Annotated in this window: 13 protein-coding genes; 2 read left to right on the forward strand and 11 right to left on the reverse strand. The window is 59.5% G+C overall.

Annotated elements, in window-relative coordinates:
• Positions 1-30: 30 nt before the first annotated feature.
• Both upp and PY650_RS13630 read left to right on the forward strand, forming a co-directional pair.
• Positions 31-660, forward strand: coding sequence for a uracil phosphoribosyltransferase (upp, locus tag PY650_RS13625; protein ID WP_285879815.1), 630 nt, complete (start codon positions 31-33; stop codon positions 658-660).
• Positions 661-809: 149 nt separating this feature from the next.
• Complete coding sequence (locus PY650_RS13630; protein ID WP_285879816.1) at positions 810-1337, forward strand: TIGR02281 family clan AA aspartic protease; 528 nt, start codon at positions 810-812, stop codon at positions 1335-1337.
• A gap of 6 nt (positions 1338-1343) precedes the next feature.
• On the opposite strand, the gene deoA is transcribed toward PY650_RS13630, so the two are convergent.
• From deoA to PY650_RS13685, 11 genes are all read right to left on the reverse strand, one after another.
• Entirely contained in the window at positions 1344-2651 is a 1308-nt protein-coding gene (gene deoA / locus PY650_RS13635) for a thymidine phosphorylase (protein ID WP_285879818.1), read from the reverse strand.
• Positions 2652-2654: 3 nt separating this feature from the next.
• Positions 2655-3428 (reverse strand): deoxyribose-phosphate aldolase, encoded by a 774-nt coding sequence (gene deoC / locus PY650_RS13640; RefSeq protein WP_285879819.1) that lies wholly within the window; start codon positions 3426-3428, stop codon positions 2655-2657.
• Complete coding sequence (locus PY650_RS13645; RefSeq protein WP_285879821.1) at positions 3425-4231, reverse strand: purine-nucleoside phosphorylase; 807 nt, start codon at positions 4229-4231, stop codon at positions 3425-3427. The genes deoC and PY650_RS13645 overlap by 4 nt, the downstream gene beginning before the upstream one ends.
• Positions 4228-4620 (reverse strand): cytidine deaminase, encoded by a 393-nt coding sequence (locus tag PY650_RS13650; protein ID WP_285879822.1) that lies wholly within the window; start codon positions 4618-4620, stop codon positions 4228-4230. The genes PY650_RS13645 and PY650_RS13650 overlap by 4 nt, the downstream gene beginning before the upstream one ends.
• Before the next feature lie 3 nt (positions 4621-4623).
• Positions 4624-5595, reverse strand: a complete 972-nt coding sequence (locus tag PY650_RS13655) for an ABC transporter permease (RefSeq protein ID WP_285879824.1) — start codon at positions 5593-5595, stop codon at positions 4624-4626.
• 10 nt (positions 5596-5605) lie between these two features.
• On the reverse strand, positions 5606-6709 hold the full coding sequence (locus PY650_RS13660) for an ABC transporter permease (protein ID WP_285879827.1): 1104 nt from the start codon (positions 6707-6709) through the stop codon (positions 5606-5608).
• A 7-nt stretch (positions 6710-6716) separates the two neighbouring features.
• Positions 6717-8228: an ABC transporter ATP-binding protein gene (locus PY650_RS13665; protein WP_285879828.1), complete on the reverse strand. Its 1512-nt coding sequence runs from the start codon at positions 8226-8228 to the stop codon at positions 6717-6719.
• 80 nt (positions 8229-8308) lie between these two features.
• Entirely contained in the window at positions 8309-9304 is a 996-nt protein-coding gene (locus PY650_RS13670; RefSeq protein WP_285879830.1) for a BMP family lipoprotein, read from the reverse strand.
• A 385-nt stretch (positions 9305-9689) separates the two neighbouring features.
• Positions 9690-10565 carry an NAD(P)H-binding protein gene (locus PY650_RS13675; RefSeq protein WP_285879832.1) on the reverse strand — a complete coding sequence of 292 codons (876 nt, stop codon included), beginning with the start codon at positions 10563-10565 and terminating at the stop codon, positions 9690-9692.
• 137 nt (positions 10566-10702) lie between these two features.
• Complete coding sequence (locus PY650_RS13680) at positions 10703-11521, reverse strand: helix-turn-helix transcriptional regulator (RefSeq protein ID WP_285879834.1); 819 nt, start codon at positions 11519-11521, stop codon at positions 10703-10705.
• Positions 11522-11577: 56 nt separating this feature from the next.
• Positions 11578-11895 (reverse strand): hypothetical protein, encoded by a 318-nt coding sequence (locus tag PY650_RS13685; RefSeq protein ID WP_285879835.1) that lies wholly within the window; start codon positions 11893-11895, stop codon positions 11578-11580.
• Positions 11896-12036: the final 141 nt, after the last annotated feature.

Here is a 12036-nt window from a genome sequence, read left to right on the forward strand (position 1 = left end):
ATATCGCGGAATTACTGGAAGGCTGAAACCATGGACGGCGTCACTGTCATCGATCACCCGCTTGTGCAACACAAGCTCACAATCATGCGCAAAAAGGACACGTCAACGGGAAGCTTTCGCCGGCTTCTGCGCGAGATTTCGACGCTGCTCTGCTATGAGGTGACACGCGATCTGGAATTGACGATCGAGACCATCGAGACGCCCCTTCAGACCATGGATGCGCCGATTCTCGAAGGCAAGAAGCTGGTCTTTGCCTCGATCCTGCGCGCCGGCAACGGTCTGCTGGAAGGCATGCTCGACCTCGTGCCGTCGGCCCGCGTTTCGCATATCGGTGTCTATCGCGATCACGAGACCCTTCAACCGGTCGAATATTACTTCAAGGCGCCGGAGGATATTTCCGAACGCCTGATCATCGTCGTCGACCCAATGCTCGCCACCGGCAATTCCTCGATCGCCGCAATCGACAAGCTGAAAGAGCGCGGCGCCCACAATATTCGCTTTCTCTGCCTGCTCGCCGCACCGGAGGGCCTCGCCAATTTCCGCAAGGCGCATCCCGATGTGCCGATCTTCACGGCAGCGATCGACAGCCATTTGAATGAAAAGGGCTATATCGTCCCCGGCCTCGGCGACGCCGGCGATCGCATGTACGGCACGAAGTAAATCCCGCGACCATATTTGTTTTTTTGCCTGGCAGTCCCCAATTGCCGGGCTTTTTATTGATCTGATTAGCGGCCTGTCAGCGAAGCTGCTTTAAACAATGGGGATCGATGGGCTCCGACTTGACAAAGCCCATAGGAAGGATCTCGCCGATGCTCGCTCGCTTCCTTGTTTCTGCCGGCCTCATCGCCGCGGTGGCCATGCAGATTCCCGCGTTGCTTGGCACGCAAGCGACGACCAGCGAAAGCTCGATGCCCGTGGTCAAGGTTGCCTTGCCGCAGCAGCCAATTGCGACGCCAACGGCCGGATATGGAAGTGTGTTGTTGCCGGCCGGCGCGGGCGGTCACTACGAGGGCGATTTCAAGATCAACGGCCGATCGGTGCACGGCTTGATCGATACGGGCGCAACCTATGTGGCAATCAACGAGAGCACGGCACGCCGCCTTGGCATCAGCGGCAACGATCTCGACTATCGCTACACGATCCAGACGGCCAACGGTCCATCCAAGGTGGCCCTCGCCAAACTCGACCGTCTCGAAATCGGCACGATCAAGGTCCGCGATGTCGATGCGGTGGTTTCGAAAGACGATGCTTTGAACACCACGCTGATCGGCATGAGCTTTCTGAAAAAGCTCAATTCCTACGGGGCTGAAAACGGCTCATTGCGTCTGACGCAATAATTGCCGTCAAATCCGCGAGACGATTATCGGCGGAAGAGCTGGTGAAGTATCACTGATCCGGTAGTTTGCAGCCAGACCGGCCGCGGCCCTTTCAGCGCTCGTCTCATCGGCGGCATGGACGGTCGCGATGCGGTCGCCTTTGCTAACCTTTGTTCCGAGCGGCAGGATATCGCTGAAGCCGACGCGATGGTCGATCTTGTCCTGCGGATGACGGCGACCGCCACCGAGATCGATGACGCTTATGCCGATGGTGCGCGTATCGCAGTCCGCCAGCCAACCATCCGAAGACGCAAGAACCGGTTTCTGCACCGGTGCAGCGGGCAGATATTTGTCCGGCTGATCCATGAGATCGGCAGGGCCGCCAAGGGCGTGAGCCATGCGGCCGAACAGCTCGGCCGCCTTGCCGGAGGAGAGCGCTTCGCGGGCTTTTACCTCAGCCCCGGCCAATGAGCTGATAATGCCCGCCTGCCTCAACATCTCGGCTGCGAAGGCCAACACGACCGTTTCGAGCCTTGTGCCGGCTTTGCTACCCTTCAGAAAATCCAGGCAATTGCGGAGTTCGACGACATTGCCGGCCGCGTCGGCCAACGGCTGGTTCATGTCCGTGACCAAGGCCGCGGTCCTGACGCCCGCGCCATTCGCGACCTCCACCAGCGACCGCGCCAGCGTTTCGGCCTCTTCCAGCGACGTCATGAAAGCGCCGTTGCCGATCTTGACGTCGAGGACCAGCGTTTCGAGACCGGCCGCCAGCTTCTTCGACAGGATCGATGCTGTAATCAGCGGCACGGAATCGACCGTGGATGTGACATCGCGCACGGCGTAGAGCTTGCCGTCAGCGGGCGCCAAGGTCCCGGTCTGTCCGATGATGGCGCAGCCCACTTCATCCACCACCTTGCGGAAGCACACCGCGTCCGGGGTGATATCGTAGCCGGGGATCGATTCCAGCTTGTCCAGCGTGCCGCCGGTATGGCCAAGGCCGCGGCCGGAGATCATCGGCACGGCAAGACCACAGGCCGCAGCGATCGGGGCTAGCATCAGCGAGACATTGTCGCCGATGCCGCCGGTCGAATGCTTGTCAGCGATCGGCCTGTCTATGCCCGACCAGGAAAGCATATCGCCCGAACGAGCCATAGCCAATGTCAGGGCCACAGTCTCCTCGCGCGTCATCCCGCTATACCAGACGGCCATGGCGAAGGCGCCAATCTGGCTGTCAGCCAACTCACCCCGCGCGAGGGCCGCGATGAAAGCATCGATATCGGTGGCTGGAAGCGTGCCGCCATCGCGCTTCCGCCGGATGATCTCCTGCGGGATCATCGTTCAGTATCCGGCCGCCGCTGCGGTGGACTTCCCGCCGCCAAGCACGTTGAGGATATCATCGAGCAGACCCGATGCGCCAAAACGGAAGGTCGAGGGCATGGCCCAATCCGGCGCCATGATGGTTTCGGCGAGGCTCAGATAGAGAGCTGCGTCGGCGACGGAGCCGATGCCGCCAGCCGGCTTGAAGCCAACCTTGCGGCCGCTTTGGCGGATCGCCCGCAGCATGATGTCGGCCGCTTCGAGCGTGGCATTCACGGCGACCTTTCCGGTGGAGGTCTTGATGAAATCGGAGCCAGCCTCGATCGCTAGTTCGGAGGCGCGTCGGATCAGCGCCACGTCCTTGAGTTCGCCGGTTTCGAGGATGGTCTTCAGCAGCACGGGCCCTGTGCATTCGGCCCGCACGGCCGCGACCATGTCGGTGACGGCCCGCTCGTTACCGGCCAGTAACGCATGATAGGGAATGACAAGATCGATCTCGTCCGCGCCATCGGCGATCGCCTCACGCGCCTCGGCAGCAACATCAGCCACTTCCATATCGCCGGCCGGGAAATTCACCACGGTCGCGATCCTCACCGCATGGTCGGTTCCGAGAATACCGCGCGCCTGGGCAACGAAACGCGGCCAGATACAGATGGCGGCCGTGTTGCCATAGGGGGACTGAGCGCGAGCGCAAAGCGTTTCGATCTGCGCCGGCGTGCAGTCATCCTTTAGATTGGTGAGATCGAGAAGGGAGAGCGCAACGGCCGCCGTTTCTCTGAGGGAATGGCTCGTCATTGATTGTTTCCTTCGTCCGCAATCATTTCTTTCAGGATGGCAGCAAGGCGAGCGCCACCAACCGGGGCCATGTCCTTCGTCTCTTCATGCGAGAGCTCGCCGCCGGTCATGCCAGCCCCATAGTTAGTAATGACGGAGGCTGCTGCAACCCTCAGGCCGAAAAGACGCGCAAGAATAACTTCCGGCACCGTCGACATGCCGACTGCATCGGCACCCAGGATGCGCGCCATGCGGATTTCCGCCGGGGTCTCGAAGCTCGGGCCGGAGAACCACATATAGACGCCGTGCGACAGCTTGATCTCGGCCGATTCCGCCGCCTTGCGCATGCGCATGATCAGCTCGGTATCATAGGCATTGGTCATGCCGACGAAACGCTTGTCGCTTTCCTCGCCGATCAACGGGTTCATGCCGGAATAATTGATGTGATCGGTGATCTGCATCACCGATCCAGGCGGCATTTCCTCGCGCAGTGATCCGGCGGAATTGGTAAGGATCAGCGTCTCGACCCCGAGACCCTTCAGGGTCTCGATCGGCGCCCGCATGGCGTTGGCATCGCCCTTTTCATAGTAGTGCACGCGGCCGGACAGCATGATGACCGGTACGTCGCCGAGATAACCGGCGACCAGCGTCCCGGCATGGCCGGAGACGGCGCTGACGGGGAAGTCGGGGAGATCGGCATAGGGAATGCGCACGGCATCCCTGACCTCATCGACAAGCGCACCAAGGCCGGAGCCGAGGACGATACCGTAGCGCGGCTGGAGATCACCGAGCTTTTCGGCCAGGATATCGACGGCTACGGTCATCCCAATAACTCGGTTTCGAAGCTGAAGGGCAGCATTTCGTCCATGGTCATGGTCTTCTTCACGCCGGTTTCGTCGCAAAGGTAGATGCGGGTTTCCTTGCTGGCGAACTCGGCGATTTTCTGCCGGCAGCCGCCGCAGGGCGGGCAGAGCGGCAGTTTTTCGGCGATGACGGCCATTTCGATGATCTTTTTGGCGCCACCCATGATCATGTGACTAATCGCTGTCGGCTCGGCGCACCAGCCTTGCGGAAAGGAGATATTCTCGATGTTGGCGCCGGTATAAACCTTGCCGTCCTCCGCGCGGATGGCCGCGCCGACAGGAAAGTTCGAATAAGGGGCGTGAGCAAAGGCCATCGCCCCGCGGGCAGCTTCGAACAGATCATGCGACATGGATCAGCGCTCCTTGGTGTAGGGCACGCCGCCCGCCTTTGGCGGTTTGGCGACGCCGATGAAGCCTGCAAGCAGGATGCAGGTGAGAATATAGGGCAGCGCCTGGAAAATCTGTACCGGCACTTCGCCGATGCCCGGCACTGCTTTGCCTTGCATGAAATTGGCGAAGGCATCGAGGAAGCCGAAGAGCAAGCAGGTGAACATGACGGGCACCGGCTTCCACTTGGCGAAGATCAGCGCCGCAAGCGCAATATAGCCCTTGCCCGCCGACATGTTGTTGATGAAGGCGGCCGACTGGGCGATGGCGAGGTAGGTGCCGGAGAAGCCGCAGAGAATGCCGGCGACAATCAACGACCGATACCGCAGCCACTCGACGGAGATGCCAGCTGTATCGACGGCACCTGGATTTTCGCCGACGGCGCGCAGGCGCAGACCAAAACGGGTGCGGTAGAGGATCCACCAGGAAATCGGCACCGTGAGAAATGCGAGATAGGTCAGGATATTGTTGCCGGAAATGACATTGGCATAGAGCGGCCCGATGAACGGCACACCATGAATGGCGTTGGCGCCCGGCAAGGTGATCGAAGCAAAACGCGCCTCGGCCGGCAGCGTCGGCGTGCGGCCACCCTGGCCGAACCAGGCCTGGCCGAGCACGATGGTCAAGCCAGCCGTCAGGAAGTTGATCGCAACGCCGGAGACGATTTGATTGCCGCGATTGGTGATCGAGGTGAAGCCATGCAACAGGCCAAACGCTACCGATGTAACGATGCCGGCGCCGAGACCGGCCCAGGCCGAGCCGGAGACGGAGGCGACGCAGGCGGCGGCGAAGGCGGATGCCAGCATCTTGCCTTCGAGACCGATGTCGAAAATGCCAGCGCGCTCGGAAAACAGGCCGGCAAGTGCGGTGAAGATCAGCGGAATCGACAGGCGGATAGTCGAGCCAAGTATGCTGATGAGAAGATCATAATATTCCATCGTCCGATCCTCACGTCCTGGCGAATTTTTGATAGATGCGCACCATAGCGGGCCGGAACATATATTCGAGGGCGCCGGCGAACAGGATGACCAATCCCTGGATCACCACGATCATGTCACGCGTGATATTGGGCATGTCGAACGAAAGCGCATCGCCGCCCTGATAGAGAATGCCGAACAGGATTGCCGCCAGGATGATTCCGACCGGATGGTTACGGCCCATCAGGGATACCGCGATGCCGACAAAACCGGCGCCGAGCACGAACTCGACCTGCAGACGGGCCGAAGCGCCCATCACCGGATTGAGCGCCATCATGCCGGCGAGACCGCCGGAAATGAGCATGGCGATGATGACCGTGCGGGCATAGGGAATGCCGGCATAGACGGCGGCCGTCGGGCTAAGACCGAGCGTGCGCATTTCATAGCCGAGCTTGGTGCGCCAGACGAGCACCCAAACGAGGAAGCACATGACCAGCGCGATCAGGAAGGACACATTGAGGGGTGCTGCGCCGATTGTTGAGCCAAAGATGCCCATCAACCAATCGAGCTTCGGCAACTGGCCACCCTCGAGGAAGGTGCGGGTTTCCGGCGCCATTTTGCCCGGCACGATCAGCACATGCACCAAGATGAAGTTCATCATCGCCGACGCGATGAAATTAAACATGATGGTGGTGATGACGACGTGGCTGCCGCGCTTGGCTTGCAGCCAGGCAGGAATGAGGGCCCAGAGCGCGCCGAAGATAGCCGAACCGATGACGGCGAAAGGCATCGTTACATACCAGGGTACGTATCTGTCGAGCGTCAGCGCCGCGAGCGCGCAGCCTAGGCCGCCGACATAGGCCTGGCCTTCCGAGCCGATGTTGAACAGGCCGCTATGAATGGCGACGGCGACGGACAGGCCGGTGAAAATGAAGCTTGTGGCATAGTACAGCGTAAAGCCGATGCCTTCGCCGCTGCCGAGTGCGCCATCCAGCAGTAGGTTCAATGCACCGAGCGGACTCTCACCGATGAACCAAACGACGAGACCGGAGATCAGGAAGGCGATGACAAGATTAAGAATGGGGATCAGACCATAAGTGATCCAATTGGGGAGCGGAACGGAAGCAGTGCTCATCAAGGCCTCATGCGGCAATGCCGGCCATCATTAGGCCGAGTGTCTGTTCACCGGCGTCAGCCGTTTTTTCGCCGACGATGTGGCCAGCGAACATGACGAGGATTCGGTCTGAAAGCGCGCGGATTTCATCCAGTTCCACCGACACCAGCAGGATCGCCTTGCCGGCGTCGCGCATCTCGATGATGCGGCGATGGATGAACTCGATGGCGCCGATATCGACGCCGCGCGTTGGCTGGCCGATCAGCAGAGCCCTCGGATCACGCTCGATCTCGCGGGCGACGACGATCTTCTGCTGGTTGCCACCGGAGAAATTGGCGGTCTTGAGCCGGGCGTTCGGCGGGCGGATGTCGTATTTCTCGATCTTTTCGATCGCATCCTTGCGCATGGCGTCGAGATCGAGCATGCCGGCCCTGCCGTATTTGACATCGCGATGGTAGCCGAGCATGGAATTTTCATATTCCTCAAACTTGAGGACGAGGCCCATGTGATGGCGGTCTTCGGGAATATGCGCGAGGCCGAGATCACGCAGGGCTGCCGGGTCAGCGGTGCCGATCGGCTCGCCATGCAGATGGATTTCCCCCGAGGCGGGCTTGCGGATACCGGCGATCGCCTCCAGCAATTCGGATTGGCCATTGCCGGCAACGCCGGCAATGCCGACGATCTCGCCGGCGCGGACGTCGAAGGAAACATTGTCGACCATGGTCACGCCGCGGCTGTCCTTGACGGTGAGATTTCGCACGGAGAGCACGACATCGCCCGGATGGGCTGAGCCTTTTTCAACACGCAGCAACACGCGGCGGCCGACCATCAATTCCGCAAGTTCTTCGACGGTGGTTTCCGCCGTCTTGCGGGTGGCAACCATTTCGCCGCGGCGCATGACCGAAACCGTATCGGTGATCGCCATGATTTCGCGCAGCTTATGGGTGATGAGAAGGATGGTCTTGCCCTGGTCGCGCAACACGCGCAGAATCCGGAAGAGATTGTCGGCTTCGGCTGGCGTCAAAACGCCGGTCGGCTCGTCGAGGATAAGGATCTCGGCCCCGCGATACATGGCCTTCAGGATCTCGACACGCTGCTGCTGACCGACGGGAAGTTCCTCGATCAGGGCGTCCGGATCGACGTCGAGGCCGTAATCCTTCTCCAGCCGCCTGAGTTCGGCGCGGGCAGCGGCTACACCCTTCGCCAATATCGCACCACCTTCGGCGCCCAGCATGACGTTTTCCAGCACGGAGAAATTGTCAACCAGCATGAAGTGCTGGTGCACCATGCCGATGCCGGCGGCGATGGCCGTCTGGCTGTCACGGATGGCAATAGGATTGCCGTTAATGCGGATTTCGCCGCTGTCGGCATGATAGAAGCCGTAGATAATCGACATCAAAGTCGATTTTCCGGCACCATTCTCACCGATAATTCCGTGGATCGAGCCCTTGGAAACGGTCAGGTTGATGTCTTTATTGGCGTGGACAACACCGAACTTCTTGTCGATGCCCACGAGTTCGATGGCAGGCGTTTGGCTCACTACGCAGCTCCAGAAATCAGACTTCCGGATAAGAAAAGGGCGTATGACGTTTTACGTACATCATACGCCCTTATTTCATATCAGCTCTTCGGGCAGGCGTTGTCGGTCGTGTAGTCGTGGACCTTGATCGTGCCGGCGATGATGCCGGCGGTCGCCTTGTCGACGGCAGCCTTCATTTCCGGCGTGACGAGCGGCTTGTTGTTTTCGTCCATGGCAGCGCCGACGCCCTCTTCCTTGAGGCCGAGTTCCTGCGTGCCAGCCGTGAACTTGCCGTTCTTGGCGTCGGTAAAGGCGTTATAAACGGCGAGATCGACGCGCTTGACGACCGAGGTCAGAACCGAACCCGGATGCAGGTAGTTCTGGTTGGAGTCAACGCCGATCGACAGCTTCTTATTGTCGGCAGCCGTCTGCAGCACGCCGAGCCCGGTGGCGCCGGCAGCCGCGTAGACGACGTCAGCGCCCTGGTCGATCTGGTTCTTGGCGAGCTCGCCGCCGCGAACCGGGTCGTTCCACGCGGCACCAGTCGTGCCGGTCATGTTCTGGAAGACTTCGATCTTCGGATTGGTGGCGCGTGCGCCCTGTTCATAGCCGCATTCGAACTTGCGGATCAGCGGAATGTCCATGCCGCCGACGAAACCAACCTTGCCGCTCTTGGAGGCCAGCGCAGCCATGACGCCGGCCAGATAGGAGCCTTCGTTTTCCTTGAACTTAACGGAGCGGACGTTTGGCAGATCCAGGCTGTCGTCGATCAGAACGAACTGGGTCTTCGGATATTCGGCTGCAACCTTCTGAAGAGCAGACGTCCAAGCGAAGGAGACGGCGATAACTGGATTAAAACCCTTGCTGGCGAAGTTGCGGAGCGCCTGTTCACCCTGGGTGTCGCCCGTCGGCTCGAAGTCGCGATAGGCAATGCCGGTTTCCTTCTTGAACTTCTCGGCGCCATTATAGGCAGCCTCGTTGAAGGACTTGTCGAACTTGCCGCCGGTGCCATAAACGATCGCAGGCTTGATATCGGCCGCGAGCGCCGTTGCCGACATGGCAGCCAAGGCGAAAAGGGTCAAAAGGGATTTTTTCATGAGGTGCAGCCCTGTTGTTGCTATCTTGTTGGGTCCTCCCGCAAGCCCGTTGACCGGACATGTCTGCGGAACCGCCGACCTCCCCCGAGGCCGAGCTGGCGCATCCTTGCATGGCTGCACGAAAAATTCACGAGAAATTTTTCAGTTGGTAAAGATTTGTGGGAATTGCCAAAAGCCTGCCCAAGAGAGCTGATTTTTGGCCATTTTCGTCCTCAAGCTGCAATTTTATTAGTCAACCATGAGATGATAGCCGGTACTGTAGGGGATTGGGATGAGCTCGCGACCGGTTGCCCCGATACGCTCGTGACCTATCTTATATCGATTGTTCGATACGCACCGGATTGCCTGATTTTAGCTCGTCACGTCGAGATCCCTGTCTCTAGCGTCAAGACGTTTTCGTCATCGAAGCCAGAACCTCGCGCAGCCCGGTTCGGCCTCTCCTTACCTCTCCGACGCCTGGCTCCAGGTCTATCCGTCCGGCATTGTGGGCGTCATACAGCGCGGCGACCAATTCGGCGTAGCTTGCGCTCAACCCGCCCCGAACCAGCGCGGGTATCCAGTCCGGGCGAGGCATTTCGCTGGTGGCGATTTTTCGGCTGGCGAGCGCTCCAGCCGTCCGCGCGACGTCCTCGACGCTGTAGCGATTTGGCCCCTCCACATGAATGATGCGGAGCGGAGCTTGAGTATCGGACAAGAGCAATTCGCCCGCGATGACGCCGACGTCGGGAGCCGATACGGTGGGAAATAGCTTGGTTGTCGGATGATGCAGGCTCGGCAGCATGCCGGTTTCGACCGCGCGTCCAATCTGCCGGCTCCAGTTCTCCATATGCTCGGCTGAGCGCAAGAAGGTCAGAGCGGCGGGAAGCTTTTTCAGTTCAGATTCCAGATGATGGAAAGTCAGCGTGATGCCCGTGTCGGACGCGAGGTGTGCGCCATAGTCGGAAATTGCCAGAATGGAGCTTGGCCTATTCCGGTCGAGTGCATCGACGATTGTTCCTATGCTGTTTTTCATCTCGGCGGCAGCATGGTCCGCCCGAACACTCATGGGGCAGATGATCTGTACGGCTGTCGCGCCCCTCATACTTTCAGAAAGAGCGGCACCGTTCTGAATGTCGGCGACGGCGATATCGCAACCCATAGCGCTGAGATCATCGGCACCATCTGGCCGTCGAACGACGGCTCGTACCGGCGCACCTTGGCCGCGGAGCTTGGCAATCGTCGCCCGCCCGATCTTTCCGGTCGCACCCAAAACTACAAACATCTCTTACATCCTCGAACGTTTCATCGCGGATGTAGATCATGCTGCTTTCAGAGGATCTGTCGCACAGGATCGGATGATGAAGAACAAAAACGGGCAGTAAATGGATGCTCACGCGCCTGCAGAGAAGCCTAGAGAGGCTATTGTCTCATCCTGGCGATACTGGCCGGTGTCACACCGAGGATACGCTTCATCACCTGCGCCATGTGGCTCTGATGGGCGAAACCGGCGGCCAAAGCAATCTGGCTGATCGGCAATTCTCCCAAAACAAGCAGGCTTCTGGCGCGCTCCAGCCTGCAACGGATCACATATTGATGAACCGGAATGCCGAATGAGCGGCGAAACAGCACTTTAAGGTGCGATACGCTGATGGACGCAACGTCAGCCAATTGAGCCAGCGACAAATCCTGATGGAGATGGGATTCGATGAATTCGACCAGCCTGCGGCTTTGGCGCGATGAAAGCCTTTGCCTGGCCGCGACGGTCGGCGGGTTGAAAGGCCCGGTGATGAGCCGCACCGCCAGCGCCTTTCCAAGACTTTCGACGAACAGGCGATCGGAGGGTCCATCCATGCTCATCTGCGTCTCCAACGCCAGGGCTATGTGCTCGATACCTGGATCACGATGCTGGAACTTGGGAATGACGGCAACGCTGTCCGGATCGATCTCCAGATCCTCCGCGGCACAGCGCACGATCGCGGGGCTTATCCAGAGCCTCAGGATCGAGCAGTCGCCATCGTCCTCCCACTCGCCGTCCAATCCCGCCGGAACGATATCGATATCGCCGTGCGACTGGACGCGATTGTGCTGTCGACCATCACACCGGCACGAGGCGTTCACGGGCGCTCCGACATGAATTCCGAGGCGGTGAAATGGTGTCGCGGGAATATATGTTAGGCCAGCAGCTATATGCCGGCGCTCCGCTCTTATGCCGAATGTGCCGAGATCGTGGTCAAGCAAGTTTCCTCTCCGTCTCCAGCGCCTGGTTGACTGAATTCTCACGTTTGTCGGTGGTCTCAGACGCTGAAACGACCAGCAACCGGCGGCTTTTTATAGGCAATCATCCACAGAAGCAGCGAGATTACCAGGAACACTGCGAAGGCCGGCTGAAACAGCACCCACTGCATGGCCAGATCATAGAGACGCGGATGGATATAATAGGATATCAGCGACTGGACGGTCGCAAGCGATGACGGGCTGACATCGTTCCAGGCATCCTCCATCGGGGTCACCACTATGGCAGAGGCCGCAACCGACTGGATGGAATCGATGGTGCCAGCGATCACCGCGACGACGAGCGCAACTAGGCTGGCAAAACGCAACAAGAAACGCATCGATCTCTCCGAATTCTCATTACCTATCGGCCATAGACTACCGGCCAATCGCATTTTGCCCATCCATCCTTTTAGATAGGTTGAGAGCCAGACGAGCGCAATGGAGGAGAGGCCCAGAGTTTTCTGTCCGGAAGTCAAAAA

Origin of the sequence: Martinezella calliandrae, from assembly GCF_030272695.1 — a bacterium.
Lineage (GTDB): Bacteria > Pseudomonadota > Alphaproteobacteria > Rhizobiales > Rhizobiaceae > Rhizobium > Rhizobium calliandrae.